16 protein-coding genes are annotated in these 17143 nt (G+C 73.5%); 10 read left to right on the top strand and 6 right to left on the bottom strand.

The window, feature by feature from the left end:
- Positions 1–4: 4 nt before the first annotated feature.
- Positions 5–1075: an ATP-dependent DNA ligase gene (locus IO29_RS20820; protein WP_030378688.1), complete on the bottom strand. Its 1071-nt coding sequence runs from the start codon at positions 1073–1075 to the stop codon at positions 5–7.
- 74 nt (positions 1076–1149) lie between these two features.
- Between IO29_RS20820 and ligD the strand changes: the two genes are divergently transcribed.
- Both ligD and IO29_RS20810 read left to right on the top strand, forming a co-directional pair.
- Complete coding sequence (gene ligD / locus IO29_RS20815) at positions 1150–2208, top strand: non-homologous end-joining DNA ligase (RefSeq protein ID WP_030378687.1); 1059 nt, start codon at positions 1150–1152, stop codon at positions 2206–2208.
- Between the two features lie 80 nt (positions 2209–2288).
- On the top strand, positions 2289–3347 hold the full coding sequence (locus IO29_RS20810; protein WP_030378686.1) for a LacI family DNA-binding transcriptional regulator: 1059 nt from the start codon (positions 2289–2291) through the stop codon (positions 3345–3347).
- A gap of 22 nt (positions 3348–3369) precedes the next feature.
- Here IO29_RS20810 and IO29_RS20805 read toward each other — a convergent pair whose 3' ends face one another.
- A complete protein-coding gene (locus tag IO29_RS20805; RefSeq protein WP_030378685.1) occupies positions 3370–4170 on the bottom strand; it encodes a VOC family protein in 801 nt (266 codons plus the stop codon).
- A gap of 278 nt (positions 4171–4448) precedes the next feature.
- On the opposite strand from IO29_RS20805, the gene IO29_RS20800 reads away from it, so the two are divergent.
- Positions 4449–4697: a WhiB family transcriptional regulator gene (locus IO29_RS20800; protein WP_030378684.1), complete on the top strand. Its 249-nt coding sequence runs from the start codon at positions 4449–4451 to the stop codon at positions 4695–4697.
- 34 nt (positions 4698–4731) lie between these two features.
- On the opposite strand, the gene IO29_RS20795 is transcribed toward IO29_RS20800, so the two are convergent.
- Entirely contained in the window at positions 4732–5136 is a 405-nt protein-coding gene (locus IO29_RS20795) for a hypothetical protein (RefSeq protein WP_030378683.1), read from the bottom strand.
- A 117-nt stretch (positions 5137–5253) separates the two neighbouring features.
- Between IO29_RS20795 and IO29_RS20790 the strand changes: the two genes are divergently transcribed.
- Positions 5254–6303, top strand: coding sequence for a helix-turn-helix transcriptional regulator (locus IO29_RS20790; protein WP_051707199.1), 1050 nt, complete (start codon positions 5254–5256; stop codon positions 6301–6303).
- 118 nt (positions 6304–6421) lie between these two features.
- On the opposite strand, the gene IO29_RS20785 is transcribed toward IO29_RS20790, so the two are convergent.
- Positions 6422–7396: an acyl-ACP desaturase gene (locus IO29_RS20785; RefSeq protein WP_030378681.1), complete on the bottom strand. Its 975-nt coding sequence runs from the start codon at positions 7394–7396 to the stop codon at positions 6422–6424.
- A 330-nt stretch (positions 7397–7726) separates the two neighbouring features.
- Positions 7727–9355 carry an ABC-F family ATP-binding cassette domain-containing protein gene (locus IO29_RS20780; protein WP_030378680.1) on the bottom strand — a complete coding sequence of 543 codons (1629 nt, stop codon included), beginning with the start codon at positions 9353–9355 and terminating at the stop codon, positions 7727–7729.
- A gap of 344 nt (positions 9356–9699) precedes the next feature.
- Between IO29_RS20780 and IO29_RS20775 the strand changes: the two genes are divergently transcribed.
- On the top strand, positions 9700–10317 hold the full coding sequence (locus IO29_RS20775) for a GOLPH3/VPS74 family protein (RefSeq protein ID WP_030378679.1): 618 nt from the start codon (positions 9700–9702) through the stop codon (positions 10315–10317).
- A gap of 141 nt (positions 10318–10458) precedes the next feature.
- Here the strand turns inward: IO29_RS20775 and IO29_RS20770 are convergent, their stop codons facing one another.
- A complete protein-coding gene (locus tag IO29_RS20770) occupies positions 10459–10872 on the bottom strand; it encodes a spore wall synthesis regulator SsgD (RefSeq protein ID WP_030378678.1) in 414 nt (137 codons plus the stop codon).
- Between the two features lie 293 nt (positions 10873–11165).
- On the opposite strand from IO29_RS20770, the gene IO29_RS20765 reads away from it, so the two are divergent.
- From IO29_RS20765 to IO29_RS20745, 5 genes are all read left to right on the top strand, one after another.
- On the top strand, positions 11166–11489 hold the full coding sequence (locus IO29_RS20765) for a hypothetical protein (protein ID WP_030378677.1): 324 nt from the start codon (positions 11166–11168) through the stop codon (positions 11487–11489).
- A 90-nt stretch (positions 11490–11579) separates the two neighbouring features.
- On the top strand, positions 11580–12278 hold the full coding sequence (locus IO29_RS20760) for an endonuclease V (protein WP_030378676.1): 699 nt from the start codon (positions 11580–11582) through the stop codon (positions 12276–12278).
- Positions 12279–12475: 197 nt separating this feature from the next.
- Positions 12476–13681, top strand: a complete 1206-nt coding sequence (locus IO29_RS20755; protein WP_033224506.1) for a CaiB/BaiF CoA transferase family protein — start codon at positions 12476–12478, stop codon at positions 13679–13681.
- The gene (locus IO29_RS20750) at positions 13678–14892 is read left to right on the top strand and encodes an acetyl-CoA C-acetyltransferase (RefSeq protein WP_030378674.1); all 1215 of its coding nucleotides are present in this window, start codon (positions 13678–13680) and stop codon (positions 14890–14892) included. Before IO29_RS20755 ends, IO29_RS20750 begins: the two co-directional genes overlap by 4 nt.
- 49 nt (positions 14893–14941) lie before the next feature.
- Positions 14942–17122 carry a 3-hydroxyacyl-CoA dehydrogenase NAD-binding domain-containing protein gene (locus IO29_RS20745; RefSeq protein ID WP_030378673.1) on the top strand — a complete coding sequence of 727 codons (2181 nt, stop codon included), beginning with the start codon at positions 14942–14944 and terminating at the stop codon, positions 17120–17122.
- Positions 17123–17143: the final 21 nt, after the last annotated feature.

Below are 17143 nucleotides of genomic sequence, written 5' to 3'. Positions count from 1 at the left end.
ACCCTTAGGTGGCGCCCCCCAGCACCTCCGCCAGGTCGTACCGCACCGGCTCCTCCAGTTGCCCGAACGTGCAGCTCGCCGCGTCCCGGTCCACCCGCCACCGCCGAAACCGCGCCGTATGGCGAAACCGCACCCCGTTCTCCATGTGGTCGTACGCGACCTCGGCCACCCGCTCCGGCCGCACCGGCACCCACGACAGGTCCTTCTTCCCCGACCACCGGCTCGGCGCCCCCGGCAACCGCGCCGCCGCATGCGCCGCCTCGTCCCCCCACGCCGCCCACGGATGCCCCGCCACGTCCTCCATCCGCAGCGGCTCCAGCTCCTCCACCAGCTCTGCCCGCCGCTTCATCGTGAACGCCGCGCACACCCCCACGTGCTGGAGCATCCCCTGCTCGTCGTACAGCCCGAGCAGCAGCGAGCCGACGACCGGGCCGCTCTTGTGGAGGCGGTACCCGGCCACCACCACATCCGCCGTCCGCTCATGCTTGATCTTGAACATGGCCCGCTCGTCCGGCCGGTACCGCAACGTCAGCGGCTTCGCCACCACCCCGTCGAGGCCCGCCCCCTCGAACTGTTCGAACCACCGCTCCGCCTCCGCCCGGTCGCGCGTCGCGGGCGCCAGGTGCACCGGCGCGGAGACACCCGCGAGCGCCCGCTCCAGCAGCGCGCGCCGGTCCGTGAGCGGGGCGGACAGCAGCGCTTCGTCGTCCAGCGCCAGCAGGTCGAAGGCGACGAACGACGTCGGCGTCCGCTCGGCGAGCGTCCGCACCCGCGAGGCCGCCGGATGGATGCGCTCGCTCAGCGCGTCGAAGTCCAGCCGCCCCTCCCGGGCGACCACGATCTCCCCGTCCATCACGCACCGCTCCGGCAGCCGCTCCCGCAGCGCGTCCACCAGTTCGGGGAAGTACCTGGTCAGCGGCTTGCCGTTGCGGCTGCCCAGCTCCACCTCGGCGCCGTCACGGAAGACGATCGCCCGGAATCCGTCCCACTTCGCCTCGTAACTCATGTCCGGCGGGATCCGCGCCACGGACTTGGCGAGCATCGGCAGAACGGGAGGCATCACCGGCAGGTCCATGGCCCGATTCTGCGGCCGTCCGCCCGCCTTCGCCCGGTGTGCGAGGTATGTGGCGTACGCCTACCGTGGCTCGCATGGGCGAAGCGGTGGAACTGCGGGTGGCGGGGCGGACCGTACGGCTGTCCAGTCCGGACAAGGTGTTCTTCCCGGAGCGCGGCTTCACCAAGCTGGACGTCGCGCGCTACTACCAGGCCGTCGCCCCCGGCATCCTGCGCGCCCTGCGCGACCGCCCCACCACCCTGGAGCGGTACCCGGACGGCGTCGGCGGCGAGTGGTTCTTCCAGAAGCGCGCGCCCAAGAGCATGCCCGACTGGATCCCCACCGCCCACATCACCTTCCCCAGCGGCCGCAGCGCCGACGAGATGTGCCCCACCGAGGAGGCCGCCGTCCTGTGGGCCGCCCAGTACGGCACCCTCACCTTCCACCCCTGGCCGGTGCGGCGCGCCGACGTCGACCGCCCCGACGAACTCCGCATCGACCTCGACCCGCAGCCCGGCACCGGCTACCCCGAGGCCGTCCGCGCCGCCCACGAACTCCGCGCCGTACTGGAGGAGTTCGGCGGACTGCGCGGCTGGCCCAAGACCTCCGGCGGCCGGGGACTGCACGTCTTCGTGCCGATCGAGCCGCGCTGGACCTTCACCCAGGTCCGCCGCGCCGCCATCGCCGTCGCCCGCGAGGTCGAGCGCCGGATGCCGGAGCAGGTGACCACCGCGTGGTGGAAGGAGGAGCGGGGCGAGAAGATCTTCGTCGACTACAACCAGACCGCTCGCGACCGCACCATCGCCTCCGCCTACTCGGTACGGCCACGACCGCACGCCCCCGTCTCCGCCCCGCTGCGCTGGGACGAGGTCCCCGACGCCCGCCCCCGCGACTTCGACCTGGAGACCATGCCCCGCCGCTTCGCCGAACTCGGCGACGTCCACGCGGACATGGACGACCACGCCTACTCCCTGGACGCCCTCCTCGACCTCGCTCGCCGCGACGAGCACGAGCACGGCCTCGGCGATCTGCCGTACCCGCCCGAGTACCCCAAGATGCCGGGCGAGCCCAAGCGCGTACAGCCCAGCCGCGCCCGCAAGGACGCCCCGGCGCACCCGCGCGGTGGCCGTCGGAACGCGGCCGGGGACGGGTGAGCGGTGGTCATCGGAGCGCGGCCGGGAACGGGTGAGCGGCGGAGCTATCCTGGCGGCAGCCCGCCGAGGAGGAGTGCCGAGTGACCGAGACCGCGCCGCGGCCCACGCTGGAGGCGGTGGCCGCCCGGGCCGGTGTCTCCCGGGCCACCGTCTCCCGGGTCGTCAACGGCGGCGACGGCGTGCGCGAACGCCTCGCCGAGCGGGTGCGCCGGGCCGTCGACGAACTCGGCTACGTGCCCAACCAGGCCGCCCGCAGCCTCGTCACCAAGCGACACGACGCCGTCGCCGTCGTCATCGCCGAACCCGAGGCCCGGGTCTTCGCCGACCCCTTCTTCGCCGTCCAGCTGCGCGGCATCAGCAAGGAACTCACCGCCCACGACTCCCAGCTCGTGCTGCTGCTCACCGAGGGCCGCGAGGACCACGCCCGCGTCGGCCGCTACCTCGCCGGCGGGCATGTCGACGGGGCGCTCGTCTTCTCCCTGCACCTCGACGACCCACTGCCGAGCCTGGTGCGCCGGGCCGGCGTGCCCACCGTGTTCGGCGGGCGGCCCGACTGGGGCGACGGCGGCGACGGCACGGGCGAGGCGGTCTACGTCGACAGCGACAACCGGGGCGGCGCCCGCGAGGCCGTACGCCACCTCGTCGGCCTCGGCCGTACGCGCGTCGCGCACATCGCCGGGGCCCTCGACCAGACCTCCGGCGTGGACCGGCTGGAGGGGTTCCGGGACGTCATGGGCGACGGCGACCCCGGGCTCGTGGCGGAGGGCGACTTCACGCCCGCCGGCGGGGCGCGGGCGATGCGGGAGCTGCTGGCGCGACGGCCCGACGTGGACGCCGTGTTCGCCGCCAACGACCTGACCGCGGCGGGGGCCCTGCGGGTGCTGCGGGAGACGGGGCGGCGGGTGCCGGACGACGTCGCCGTCGTCGGCTTCGACGACATGCTGCCGGTCGCCGAGCAGACCGACCCGCCGCTCACCACCGTCCGTCAGGACATCGAGGAGATGGGGCGGCTGATGGCCCGCCTGCTGCTGCGCACGCTGGACCGCGACGGCGGCGCGGCGGGACCCGGCGGCGAGGCGGCCGGCGCGCCCGTCGGGATGGTGCTGCCCACCACGCTGGTGCGGCGCGCCTCCGCGTGAAGCGTGCGGCGCGGACGGCCCGTCAGCCCTGGCGCGGCGCGGGCTTGAGCACCGCGAACCGTGCGCCGTAGGGATCGGTGAGGCGGGCGATCCGGCCCACGTCGGGTACGTCCGTCGGCGGGAGGTGGACGCCGCCGCCCTCGTCCCCGGCCCTCGTCGCCACGGCGTCCGTGTCCGCGACGGAGAAGTACGGCAGCCAGTGCGCGTCCGCCCCGTCCTCCGCCCCGGCGGGGTCGTCGGCCGTCGCGACCAGGCCGCCGAACATGGTGTCCGGGCCGCCGTCCGCCGGGTTGACGGTGGTGTACGTGCCGCCGCCGGGCCAGGGCACGCCCTCGACCTCCCAGCCGAAGACCTTGTGGTAGAACGCGGCCGACGCGGGGACGTCCGCGGTGTGCAGCTCGACCCAGCACAGGGCGCCGAGGTCGCCCGCGACGTCCAGTCCCTTGATACGGCCCGGCTGCCAGACGCCGAACGTGGCGCCGGCGCGGTCGGCGAAGACCGCCATCGTGCCCTCGCCCATCACGTCCATCGGCGGCACCAGGACGCGGCCGCCCGCCTGCTCGACGGTCTTCGCGGTGGCGCCGGCGTCCGGGACCTGGAAGTACACGTTCCAGGACGGCGGGCCCTGCTCGGGGGTGATGGGCATGCCGCCGGCGACGGTCTGCTCGGTGAGCCGGAAGAAGCCGTAGCCGCCGGCGCCCGGGCCGGCGGGGGTGAAGTGCCAGCCGAAGAGGGCGGCGTAGAAGGAGGCGGCGGCGTCGATGTCGGGGGCGCCGACGTCGAGCCAGTTGGGTGTGCCGCTGACGTAACGCGTACTGAGCATGTCCGGCTCCTCCGCAAGGTCCCGTGGTCCTCACGCCAGAGTCTGCCACCCCACCGCTGGGCGCGCGCGGGCGCCGGCGCTACCCACGGCAGCAAGGGGCGGAGCCCCTTGGACCCGGAAGAGCTCGGGCGGGTGGGGTCCGTTCGGGCGTGCGACCAGCCACGACGGGCCTGCACGAGGGGAAGGGCAGGGGCGACGGGGGCGAGGAGAAACGCCGCACCCACCCCCGTTGATGCGCCGTTGATCGAACGTTTTGCACGCCCCGGAAGCATCACCCCATGCACTCGGAACCTCTCACCACCGCCGACCTCGCCTGGCAGCAGCGCGCCCTCTGCGCCCAGACGGGCGCGGACTTCTTCTTCCCCGAGCCCGGCAGCTCCCTCCGCGACGCCAAACGCATCTGCGGCATGTGCGAGATCCGCTCCGTCTGCCTCGAATACGCCCTCCGCCACGACGAACGCTTCGGCGTCTGGGGCGGCCTCTCCGAGAAGGAACGCCTGCGCCTGGTACGCGCGGACGAGGGCTGAACCCCGGGCACGACGACTCGCATCAAGGCACCGCTCACGCGAGCGGCCCCCGCGCGGGCCACCACCGCAGCACCGCCTCGACGGTCGTCGTCGGACTCACGTTGAAGCAGAGCCTCGCGTCCGGCACCAGTTCGTGCGTCGTGTTGACCAGCATCTCGAACAGCGGCGTCAGCACCGGATCCAGCCGTACCCCGGCGCCGACCATGACGACGTCGTACGCCTTCCCGGCCAGCGCGGCCCGGTAGACCGCTTCCGCCGTACGCCCGTAGTCGAGCAGGCAGACGTCGACGGTGAAGCCGAGTTCCTCCAGCCGGGCCCGGCCGGCGGCCACCCCGGCCCGGACCGCTTCGGCGTCGATCTCCGGGAAAGCCGCCCGCGACGAGGGCGCGTCGTCCACCAGCGCGGGATCCAGTCCGACGGTGAGCAGGGACGGGGACATGCCGGGCACCTCCTGTTGACTGCGTGTTCCGGCACCGATCGCCTCGGTGCGCCGGACCGACGGTAGGCGCCGGGGGAGCGCGCGGCCCTCCCCCGTTCCTGGGATAGATTCGGCCCGGTGAACTCCCCGGTTGCCCAGCGCGAGACCGTGCGCGACATAGAGGCGATCTGCCGCCTCGACCTCGGCTCCCGGGAGCTGCGGCGTCGGATCGCCGGCCGGCTGACCCGGCTCGTCCCGGCCGACTCCTACTGTTTCGGCACGGTCGACCCGGAGACGCTGCTGATCACCGACGACGTGAGCGCCGGTCTCACGCGGGAGGCGGCCGCGGCCGCCGCGCACAACGAGTACCTCGTGGACGACGTACTGAAGTTCGCGCAGCTCGCCCGTTCCGCCACCTCCGCGGGCACGCTCGGCGCGGCCACCGGCGGCGACCCGGAGTCCAGTCACCGGTACCGGGCGGTGCTGCCGCTGATCGACGCCCGGTACGAGCTGCGGGCCGGCTTCGTGGTGGACGGCCGGTGCTGGGGCGCCCTCGCCCTGTTCCGCGGTGGCGGGCGGCCGGACTTCGCCCCGGCCGCCGTCGCCGTGCTGCGGCGGCTGTCCGCCCCGGTCGGCGCGGCCCTGCGCCGGGCCGTCCACCGGGCACCCGGCGACGCCGCCCCCGGTCCGGCCGAGGCGGGGGTGCTCCTGCTCGACCAGGATCTGCGGCCGCTCTCGGAGAACCCGGCGGCGAAGCTCTGGCGGGACGAGCTGGGGCCGGTCGCGGACGCCTCGTCGGGCGCGGAGCTGCCGATCGCGGTGCTCGAGGTCGCCGCGCGGGGGAGGGGCGCGGCGCTGCCGGCGTACGGGCGGATCCGTGGCCGGTCGGGCCGGTGGCTGTCGGTCCAGGCCTCACCGCTGAGCGGCGGTCCGCACCCGGCGGCCGTCGCCGTGACGCTGCACCCGGCACCGGCCGCGGAGGTGGCAGAGGTGCTGCTGCTCGCGTACGGGCTGACGCCGCGCGAACGCGACGTGCTGACGAGGGTGGTCGCGGGCCTGCCGTCGCGGGCCATCGCCGGGGAACTGCACATCACGGCGGCGACCGTGCAGGACCACCTGAAGAGCGTCTTCGCGAAGACGGGTACGCACAGCCGCAACGAACTGCTGGCCACGATCCTGGGCCTGTGAGCGCGAGCCGCCGCCCCGGGGCGCAAGCACCCACCGCGCCCCGGGGCGGGAGAGCCGCGGGCCGGTACAGCCCGGCGCCCCCGGCGGGGCGCGGGGCCGACCGGCCGTGCGTGTGGTGTCAGCCGGCCGCCCGCGCCGCCAACCGCGCCTTCCGCGCCGCCAGCTTCTCGTCGAACTTCGACGCCTCCGCGTCCAGCCCGCCCATGAACAGGCCCAGTTCCTCCTGGGCCTTCAGCCCCTCCGGCCCCAGACCGTCGAGCTGCATCACCTTCAGGTGGCGCAGCACCGGCTGGAGCACGTCGTCGTGGTGGATGCGCAGGTTGTAGACCTCGCCTATGGCCATCTGCGCCGCCGCCCGCTCGAAGCCGGGAATGCTGTGGCCCGGCATGCGGAAGTCGACGACCACGTCCCGCACCGCCTGCATCGTCAGGTCGGGCGCGAGTTCGAACGCGGCCTTGAGCAGGTTGCGGTAGAAGACCATGTGCAGGTTCTCGTCCGTGGCGATCCGCGCCAGCATCCGGTCGCACACGGGGTCGCCCGACTGGTGCCCGGTGTTGCGGTGCGAGATGCGCGTGGCCAGCTCCTGGAAGGCGACGTACGCGATCGAGTGGAGCATCGAGTGGGCGTTGTCCGACTCGAAGCCCTCGCTCATGTGCGCCATCCGGAACCGCTCCAGCTTGTCCGGGTCGACCGCGCGCGAGGCGAGCAGGTAGTCGCGCATGACGATGCCGTGCCGGCCCTCCTCCGCCGTCCAGCGGTGCACCCAGGTGCCCCAGGCGCCGTCGCGGCCGAACAGGGTGGCGATCTCGTGGTGGTAGCTGGGGAGGTTGTCCTCCGTCAGCAGATTGACCACGAGGGCGGTCCGGCCGATCTCGGTGACCTTGGACTGGTCCTTCTCCCAGGCCTCGCCGTCCTCGAAGAAGCCGGGGAAGTTGCGCGCGTCGCCCCACGGCACGTACTCGTGCGGCATCCAGTCCTTGGCGACCTTCAGATGCCGGTTCAGCTCCTGCTCGACCACTTCCTCCAGCGCGTACAGCAGCCGCGCGTCGGTCCAGGCGGACGGGCTGCCGAGAAGGGGGGAAGTAACGGTCACGGGGCACTCCAGGGGGACGAACGGGGACGGACGGGTGGTGCGTGTGTACGGCGGTCCCGAGCGGTGGGCCCGCACGGCCTGCGACGCCTGTGGCGGCGCCAATGGGACCTACGGCACCGTAACCTACGGCGTCGTAGGCTACGAGACCGTAGGTTACGCAGCCGTAGGTTAAGCGCGCTGTAAAGGCCGCTGATCAGGCGTACGGTTCCCGCATCCGCACGGGGGGACAGGTTGCGCTGCCCTTCAGTTTCTCGAACTCCCCGATGTCCACCGGCACCGGCACCGGCTCCACGCCGGGGGGCGCCCCGTCCCCCCGGCGGCAGGCGCCGGTCAGTCCGCCGCCACCTCCTCGGCCGACGTCTCGCGCAGCTCGCCCCCGTCCAGGAGCAGCCAGCGGGTGATGCCGACGGACCGAAGGAACGGCAGGTCGTGGGAGGCGATCATCAGCGCGCCCTCGTACGACTCCAGCGCGGAGGTCAGCTGCCGCACGCTCGCCATGTCGAGGTTGTTGGTCGGCTCGTCGAGCAGCAGCAGCTGGGGCGCGGGCTCGGCGAGCATCAGCGCGGCCAGGGCCGCCCGGAATCGCTCCCCGCCGGACAGGGTCCCCGCCGCCCGGTCGGCCCGGGCGCCCCGGAACAGGAAGTGGGCCAGCCGCGCCCGGATCCGGTTGTCGGTGGCGCCGGGCGCGAACCGGGCCACGTTCTGTGCCACGGTCAGCCCGTCGTCGAGCACGTCGAGCCGCTGCGGCAGGAACCGCACGGGCACATGGGCCGTCGCCTCGCCCCGCACCGGCGGCAGCTCGCCCGCGACCGTACGCAGCAGGGTGGTCTTGCCCGCGCCGTTGCGCCCGATCAGCGCGACCCGCTCGGGCCCGTGCAGATCGAGCCCGCCCTCCAGCAGACCCCCGTACGACACCTCCAGATCGCGCAGGGTGAGCACGGTCCGGCCCGGCGGCACGGCCGTGTACGGCAGCTCGACGCGGATCTCGTCGTCGTCCCGGACGGCGTCGGCGGCCTCGTCGAGCCGCTCCCGGGCCGCGGCCAGCCGCTCCTCGTGCAGGATGCGGTGCTTGCCCGCCGACTCCTGCGCGGCCCGCTTGCGCGCCCCCATGACGATCTTCGGTTCGCGCTTGCTGTCGTACATCTTCTGCCCGTACCGCTTGCGGCGGGCCAGCTTCGCCTGCGCGTCGACGAGGTCGCGCTTCTGCTTGCGCAGGTCCGCCTCGGCGACGCGCACCATCCGCGTGGCGGCCTCCTGTTCGACGGCGAGGGCTTCCTCGTACGCGGAGAGGTTGCCGCCGTACCAGGTGAGCTCCCCGGCGCGCAGATCGGCGATCTGGTCGACGCGGTCGAGGAGTTCGCGGTCGTGGCTGACCACCACCAGCGCGCCCGGCCCGGACCACGCGTCCACCGCCTCGTACAGCCGGCGGCGCGCGTGCAGGTCGAGGTTGTTGGTGGGCTCGTCGAGCAGCAGCACGTCGGGGCGGCGCAGCAGCAGGGCGGCCAGCCGGAGCAGGACGGACTCGCCGCCCGAGACCTCGCCGAGCGTGCGGTCCAGGCCGATGTGGCCGAGGCCCAGCTCGCCGAGGACCGCGAGCGCGCGCTCCTCGACGTCCCAGTCGTCGCCGACGGCCGTGAAGTGTTCCTCGGCCACGTCGCCCGCCTCGATGGCGTGCAGCGCGGCGCGCACGGCGGCGATGCCGAGCGCCTCGTCGACACGCAGGGAGGTGTCGAGCGTGACGTTCTGCGGCAGGTACCCGACCTCGCCGGTGACGCGGACGGTGCCGTCGGCCGGGGTGAGCTCCCCGGCGAGCAGCTTCAGCAGGGTCGACTTCCCCGAGCCGTTGACGCCGACGAGTCCGGTGCGGCCGGGGCCGAACGCGGCGTCGAGACCGTCCAGGACGGGGGTGCCGTCCGGCCAGGCGAAGGACAGGGACGTACAGGTGACAGAGGTATGCATACGGGCCTCGCAGGGGCGTGAGGGGGTGGATCGCGAACACGCGTACGGGACACCGCGAGGAGGAGGCGGCAGAAGCGACGGTCCTCCGTCGGCGGGACGGCTCGTGGATCGAGGTCGCACACGACGCGCGGGCGGCTCGGCGCGGCGGGGCTGAGTTCGACTCGACTCAGCGCGGCCGGTGAGCGTGCGGCGCGGTGTCCCAGGACCTCAGACGAGCAACGTCCTTCTCCGATCGACGGCAACAGAACCGGTGTCCACCGTAGGAACGGGTACGAGGTGTGTCAACGGAATATCCGTGTGCCGGGCCCCCGGCCCACGGCCCGCCCGAACGCAAGGAGGCCGACGTGCTCGATGGCTCCCTCAGCCTGCCCGCCCGCCTCTGCCTGCTGTCCTGGGACACGGCGACGGGGGAGCCGGTCGCCGTCGACCGGCTGCCGTACCTGGTGAGGGCCGGCGCTCTCACGGAACTGGCGCGGCGCGGGCTGCTGGCCGACGTGGACGGCATCGTCACCCCGGTCGACCTCGACGCGAGCACGGGGGACGACGCGCTCGACGACTTCCTCGAACTCGTCCAGGAGTCCCGCCCGCGCACCTGGGCGGAATGGGTGACGGCGCACGCCTCCGTCACCCTCGACGCGGTACGCGCCGGCCTGGCGGCCGACGGCCTCCTCCGCCCCGGGAAGCGGCGGGCGCTGGGCTTCCTGCCGACGGTGGATTACGCGCTGGTCGACGTCGCGAAGGCGACGGCGCTCCAGGCCGCGGTCCGCCGCGCGCTGGCCGCGGGAGCGGCGGCATCGCCGGACGAGGCAGCGCTCGCCGCGCTGGCGGCGACGGCGGGGCTGCCCTCCGTCACGTCCCCGGCCGACCGCGACCGCGCGTCCGCCCTGACGGCCGACCCGGTCGCGAGGGAGATCCGCGGGGGCCTGGCGGCGGCGGTGGAGACGAGGGTGGGGAGCGCCTGAGAACTCGGGGAATTCGGTTCGTCGGCGGGTGCGGGTACGTCGTGGCTTGTCGCGCGGTTCCCCGCGCCCCTGAAAAGCAGGGGGCGCCCCCGGGCTTCCAGGGGCGCGGGGAACCGCGCGATCCGGAACCCCCACCCACCCTCACGCGTCCCGCATCAGCTCCGCCAGGTCCCGGTCCAGGTCGATCTGGAGATGCTCCAGCCCCACCGGCACCAATTCCCCCGCCGCCCGCAGAAACCTCCGCACGTCACGCGAGTGCACATGCACCACGGCCGTCCCCTCCGGCGCATGAAACTCCAGCACCGTCCGGTCGTACCCGTACGGCCGCACCCGCACGTCCCCGTCCCCCTCCGCCCGCTCCAGCCCCGCCGCCAGCAACTCCCGCGCGAACGTCCAGCACACGTCCACCCCCTCCAGCGTCGCCGGCGCCGGGAAGGTCATGCGGACGGCGAACGGGTCCGCGCGGTCGTAGTGGAGCGTGGCAGGGATGCTCGACATCCGCGGCGCGGCGGCGACCAGGCGTGCCTCGACGGGCTGCTCTATGACGGTGGACATCGCCTTGCTCCCTTGTGATGGGCCGGACGGACTCCCGGCGGCCAGAATCCGTCGTCCAAAAAGACGCCGGAACCGGCCGTTCCGTGCACATGAGGTGCGAGTGACCTCTGTCACCGAGTCCATTCACCGAGACGTCGACACCCGGACACCGTGACACTTCGAAAAGACACCCGCGGGCGGCTCCCGGTTCCCGCCCGCCCGGAGTAGTGGCCGCGCGGCGCGACGGACGCGGTGCTTGCCTGGGGGATGAGGGGTACCCGGTCCTCACATGTCCCGAAAGGAAGTGACCGTCCATGCCCAGCGGGTCGAGCCCGAAGCGTGAACGCCAGTACGAGCACATCAAGAAGAGCGCCGAGGACCGCGGCGAGAGCACCGGCCGCGCGAAGGAGATCGCCGCGCGCACGGTGAACAAGGAGCGCGCCCGGTCCGGCGAGTCCAAGCAGAAGAGCAGGACGTCGACCGAGGACATGTCGTCCGGCAAGCGCGGCGGCCAGCGCTCCGGCAAGGGGTCGCAGGGACCGACGTACGACCAGCTCTACGAAGAGGCCAAGAAGAAGAACGTGCACGGCCGTTCGGACATGAACAAGGCGCAGCTCCAGCGGGCCCTCGGCAAGTGAGCGCGGCCAGGGCCTGTCTCTCGGTTCCCGTACGCCCGGCGGACGGGAACCGAGAGACAGGCCCTGGCGGGGCCGTACCCTCGTCCCACCATGACGACCGTACGCATCCCCGCGGGCCCGCCCGCCCCCGCCACCGAGGAAGAGGCCCTGGCCGTCCAGGACGCCCTGCGCGGCCAGGTGATCCTGGACGAGCCCGGGCCGCCGCCGGGAACCGGCAACGTGACGGGCGTGGACGTCGCCTACGACGACGCGCGGAACGTCGTCGCCGCGGCGGCCGTCGTGCTCGACGCGGCCACGCTGGAGCCGGTGACCGAGGCCACCGCCGTCGGCGAGGTCTCCTTCCCGTACATACCCGGCCTGCTGGCCTTCCGGGAGCTCCCCGCGGTCCTGGCCGCGCTGGAGGCGCTGCCGTGCGACCCCGGCCTGGTCGTCTGCGACGGCTACGGCCGCGCCCACCCGCGCCGCTTCGGCCTCGCCGCCCACCTGGGCGTCCTCACCGGGCTCCCGGTCATCGGCGTCGCGAAGAACCCGTTCACCTTCACCTACGAGCCCCCCGCCGCCCCGCGCGGCAGCACCAGCCCCCTGCTCGCCGACGGCACCGAGGAGGTCGGCCGCGCCCTGCGCACCCGGACCGCCGTGAAACCGGTCTTCGTCTCGACAGGCCACCGGGTCACCCTCGACAACGCCTGCGCCCACACCCTGGCCCTGACCCCGGAGTACCGCCTCCCGGAGACGACCCGCAGAGCGGACGCACTGTGCCGTGCAGCCCTGAAGAGGGCGACTTCCTGAGGCGGGGGGCCTGTGACCGGGGCGCGGGGCTGTGCCGGTTCGCGGCTCCGCCGCGTGGGCGCGGTCTTCTGGCGGCGTCCGGGGGCGCGGGCCCCGGGTGGGGACGGGAAGGGGCGGCGGGGGCGAGAAAAATCGCCCCCCGTGACCTACCCTGGACCCAACCACATAACCAAGCGCTTGCTCGCCCCAGGAGCCCGATGTCCGAGGCAACGCCACCACCCGCACCACCGTCGGCGACACCCGCACCGCACACCCCCACCGGCCCCCTCACGGACGTCCGCGTCGTCGAGCTCGCCGGCATCGGCCCCGCCCCCTTCGCCGCCATGCTCCTCGCCGACCTCGGCGCGGACGTCGTCCGTGTGGACCGCCCCACCGGCCCCGGCCTCGGTATCGACCCCGCCCTCGACCTCACCAACCGCAACAAGCGCTCCGTCGTCCTCGACCTCAAATCCCCCGACGGCCCCGCCCGCGTCCTGGACCTGGCCGAACGCGCCGACATCCTTCTGGAGGGCTACCGCCCCGGCGTCGCCGAACGGCTCGGCGTCGGCCCCGCCGACTGCCACGCCCGCAACCCCCGCCTGGTCTACGGCCGGATGACCGGCTGGGGCCAGGAGGGCCCCCTCGCCGACCGCGCGGGCCACGACCTCGCCTACCTCGCCCGCACCGGCGCCCTCGGCATCACCGGCGACCCCGACCGCCCGCCCGTCGCCCCCGCCAACCTCCTCGGCGACTACGCGGGCGGCGCCCTGTACCTCGTCGTCGGCGCCCTCGCCGCGCTGCACCACGCCCGCGCCACCGGCACCGGCCAGGTCGTGGACGCCGCCATCGTCGACGGCACCGTCCACCTCACCGCGATGCTGCACGGCATGCTCGCCGCCGGGGCGTGGCAGGACCGGCGCGGCGCCAACCTCCTCGACGGCGGCTGCCCGTTCTACGGCACCTACGAGACCTCCGACGGCCACCACATGGCCGTGGGCGCCCTGGAGGAACGGTTCTACGCCGAGTTCACCACCCTGCTCGGCGCCGGGGAACCGCTCCCGCCGCGCGACGACCCGGCCCGCTGGCCCGAGCTGCGCGCCGCCGTCGCCGCCCGCTTCCGCACCCGTACGCGCGCCGAGTGGACCGAGGTGTTCGAGGGCTCGGACGCGTGCGTGGCGCCCGTCCGGTCGCTGCGCGAGGCCCCGGCCGACCCGCACCTCGCCGCGCGCGGTACCTTCACCGACCACGGCGGCCTCACCCAGCCGGCCCCCGCGCCCCGCTTCTCCGCGACCCCCACGGCCGTCCGCAGCGGTCCCGCCCGGCCCGGCGCCGACACGGCGGCCGTCGCCCGGGACTGGGACCTGCCGCACCTCATCACCGACGCCCCCCGACCCCCGCACGCCTCCCGAAAGGTCAGCCCGTGAGCACCGAAGCGTACGTCTACGACGCGATCCGCACCCCGCGCGGCCGTGGCAAGGCCAACGGGGCCCTGCACGGCACCAAGCCCATCGACCTCGTCACCGGCCTCATCCACGAGCTGCGGGCCCGCTCGCCCCAACTCGACCCGGCCGCCGTCGACGACATCGTGCTCGGCGTCGTCGGCCCCGTCGGCGACCAGGGCTCCGACATCGCCCGGATCGCCGCGATCGCCGCCGGGCTGCCCGACACGGTGGCCGGCGTCCAGGAGAACCGCTTCTGCGCCTCCGGGCTCGAAGCGGTCAACATGGCCGCCGCCAAGGTGCGGTCCGGCTGGGAGGACCTGGTCCTCGCGGGCGGCGTGGAGTCGATGTCCCGGGTGCCGATGGCCTCCGACGGCGGCGCCTGGTTCGCCGACCCGATGACCAACCTCGCCACCAACTTCGTCCCCCAGGGCATCGGCGCCGACCTCATCGCCACCATCGAGGGGTTCTCGCGGCGCGACGTCGACGAGTACGCGGCCCTGTCCCAGGAGCGCGCTGCCACGGCCTGGAAGGAGGGCCGCTTCGAGCGGTCCGTCGTCCCCGTCAAGGACCGCGCGGGGCTCACCGTCCTCGACCACGACGAACACCTGCGCCCCGGCACCACCGCCGACTCCCTCGCCAAGCTGAAGCCGTCCTTCGCAGACATCGGCGACCTGGGCGGCTTCGACGCCGTCGCGCTCCAGAAGTACCACTGGGTGGAGAAGATCGACCACGTCCACCACGCGGGCAACTCCTCCGGCATCGTGGACGGTTCCGCGCTCGTCGCGATCGGTTCCAAGGAGATCGGCGAGCGCTACGGCCTCACCCCGCGCGCCCGGATCGTCTCCGCCGCCGTCTCCGGCTCCGAGCCCACCATCATGCTCACCGGCCCCGCCCCCGCCACCCGCAAGGCGCTCGCCCGGGCCGGGCTGACCATCGACGACATCGACCTCGTCGAGATCAACGAGGCGTTCGCGGCCGTCGTGCTCCGCTTCGTCAAGGACATGGGCCTGTCCCTGGACAAGGTCAACGTCAACGGCGGCGCCATCGCGCTCGGGCACCCGCTGGGCGCCACCGGCGCCATGATCCTCGGCACGCTCGTCGACGAACTGGAGCGCCAGGACAAGCGGTTCGGGCTCGCCACCCTCTGCGTGGGCGGCGGCATGGGCATCGCCACCGTCGTCGAGCGCGTCTGACCCCCTCCCGACGGACCACCTGATCACCTGATCCTCTGGAGCTCCCCTCATGACCACCGAAGCCACCACCATCCGCTGGGAACAGGACGACACCGGGATCGTCACCCTCGTCCTCGACGACCCCACCCAGTCCGCGAACACCATGAACCAGGCGTTCCGCGACTCCCTCGCCGCGGTCACCGACCGCCTGGAGGCCGAGAAGGACACGGTCCGCGGCGTCATCGTCACCTCCGCGAAGAAGACCTTCTTCGCCGGCGGCGACCTGCGCGACCTCATCCGCGTCACGCCGGAAACCGCCCAGGAACTCTTCGACGCCGGCATGGCGATCAAGCGGAATCTGCGTCGCATCGAGACCCTCGGCAAGCCGGTCGTCGCCGCGCTGGGCGGCGCGGCCCTGGGCGGCGGTTACGAGATCGCCCTCGCCTGCCACCACCGCGTCGCCCTCGACGCCCCCGGCTCCCGCATCGGCTGCCCCGAGGTCACCCTCGGCCTGCTCCCCGGGGGCGGCGGCATCGTCCGTACGGTACGGATGCTCGGCATCGCCGACGCGCTGCTGAAGGTCCTTCTCCAGGGCACCCAGTACAACCCGCGCCGCGCCCAGGAGAACGGCCTCGTCGACGAGGTCGCCGACAGCCCCGAGGACATGCTCGCCAGGGCCCGCGCCTTCATCGACGCCCACCCCGAGTCCGTCCAGCCCTGGGACAGGCCGGGGTACCGCATCCCCGGCGGCACCCCCGCCAACCCGAAGTTCGCGGCCAACCTGCCCGCCTTCCCGGCCAATCTGCGCAAGCAGACGGGCGGCGCGCCCTACCCGGCGCCGCGCAACATCATGGCCGCCGCCGTCGAGGGCTCCCAGGTCGACTTCGAGACGGCGCAAGTCATCGAGGCCCGCTACTTCGTCGAACTGGCCGCCGGGCAGACGGCCAAGAACATGATCCAGGCGTTCTTCTTCGACCTCCAGGCCGTCAACTCCGGCGCCAACCGGCCCAAGGACGTGGCCAGGCGTCAGGTGCGGCGGGTCGCCGTCCTCGGCGCCGGGATGATGGGTGCCGGCATCGCCTACTCCTGCGCCCGCGCGGGCATCGAGGTGGTGCTCAAGGACGTGTCCCTGGAGGCCGCCGTCAAGGGCAAGGGGTACAGCGAGAAGCTGTGCGCCAAGGCCGTCTCGCGCGGCCGCACCACCCAGGAGAAGGCCGACGCCCTGCTCGCCCGCATCACGCCGACCGCCGAGGCGGCCGACCTCGCGGGCTGCGACGCGGTGATCGAGGCGGTGTTCGAGGACACCTCGCTCAAGCACAAGGTGTTCCAGGAGATCGAGCAGGTCGTCGCCCCCGACGCGCTGCTCTGCTCCAACACCTCCACGCTCCCCATCACGGCACTCGCCGAGGGCGTCGAACGCCAGACCGACTTCATCGGGCTGCACTTCTTCTCGCCCGTCGACAAGATGCCGCTCGTCGAGATCATCAAGGGCGAGCGGACCGGCGACGAGGCGCTGGCCCGCGCGTTCGACCTGGTCCGGCAGATCAACAAGACGCCGATCGTCGTCAACGACTCGCGCGGCTTCTTCACCTCGCGGGTCATCGGCCACTTCCTCAACGAGGGCGTGGCGATGGTCGGCGAGGGCATCGAGCCGGCGTCGGTCGAACAGGCGGCGGCACAGGCCGGTTACCCGGCGAAGGTGCTCTCCCTGATGGACGAGCTCACGCTGACCCTGCCGCGCAAGATCCGCACCGAGACGCGGCGGGCGGTGGAGGAGGCGGGCGGCACCTGGACCGCGCACCCCGCCGAGGCCGTTGTCGACCGCATGGTCGACGAGTTCGGGCGGACCGGGCGCAGTGGGGGTGCGGGCTTCTACGAGTACGGCGAGGACGGGCGGCGGGGCGGCCTGTGGCCGGGGCTGCGCGAGCACTTCACCAAGCCGGGGCACGAGATCCCCTTCCGTGACATGCAGGAACGGATGCTGTTCGCGGAGGCGTTGGACACGGTGCGGCTGGTGGAGGAGGGGGTGCTGACGTCGGTCGCCGACGCGAACATCGGGTCGATCTTCGGGATCGGGTTCCCGGGGTGGACGGGAGGCGTGCTCCAGTACGTCAACGGGTACGAGGGCGGGCTGCCGGGGTTCGTCGCGCGGGCGCGGGAGCTGGCGGAGCGCTACGGGGAGCGGTTCGCACCGCCGGCGCTGCTGGTGCGGAAGGCGGAGCGGGGGGAGAGGTTCGCGGACGGGGGGTGAGGCGGCGGGGCGGGGGTGCGG

Source organism: Streptomyces sp. NRRL F-6676 (assembly GCF_000725625.1).
Classification (GTDB): domain Bacteria; phylum Actinomycetota; class Actinomycetes; order Streptomycetales; family Streptomycetaceae; genus Streptomyces.
This window is presented reverse-complemented; position numbering and strand designations above follow the sequence as displayed.

Coding starts and splice junctions, on each gene's coding strand:
- IO29_RS20820 (WP_030378688.1), bottom strand. CDS start 1,075: ATGGACCTGCCGGTGATGCCTCCCGTTCTGCCGATGCTCGCCAAGTCC.
- ligD (WP_030378687.1), top strand. CDS start 1,150: ATGGGCGAAGCGGTGGAACTGCGGGTGGCGGGGCGGACCGTACGGCTG.
- IO29_RS20805 (WP_030378685.1), bottom strand. CDS start 4,170: ATGCTCAGTACGCGTTACGTCAGCGGCACACCCAACTGGCTCGACGTC.
- IO29_RS20800 (WP_030378684.1), top strand. CDS start 4,449: ATGCACTCGGAACCTCTCACCACCGCCGACCTCGCCTGGCAGCAGCGC.
- IO29_RS20795 (WP_030378683.1), bottom strand. CDS start 5,136: ATGTCCCCGTCCCTGCTCACCGTCGGACTGGATCCCGCGCTGGTGGAC.
- IO29_RS20780 (WP_030378680.1), bottom strand. CDS start 9,355: ATGCATACCTCTGTCACCTGTACGTCCCTGTCCTTCGCCTGGCCGGAC.
- IO29_RS20770 (WP_030378678.1), bottom strand. CDS start 10,872: ATGTCCACCGTCATAGAGCAGCCCGTCGAGGCACGCCTGGTCGCCGCC.
- IO29_RS20765 (WP_030378677.1), top strand. CDS start 11,166: ATGCCCAGCGGGTCGAGCCCGAAGCGTGAACGCCAGTACGAGCACATC.
- IO29_RS20760 (WP_030378676.1), top strand. CDS start 11,580: ATGACGACCGTACGCATCCCCGCGGGCCCGCCCGCCCCCGCCACCGAG.
- IO29_RS20755 (WP_033224506.1), top strand. CDS start 12,476: ATGTCCGAGGCAACGCCACCACCCGCACCACCGTCGGCGACACCCGCA.
- IO29_RS20745 (WP_030378673.1), top strand. CDS start 14,942: ATGACCACCGAAGCCACCACCATCCGCTGGGAACAGGACGACACCGGG.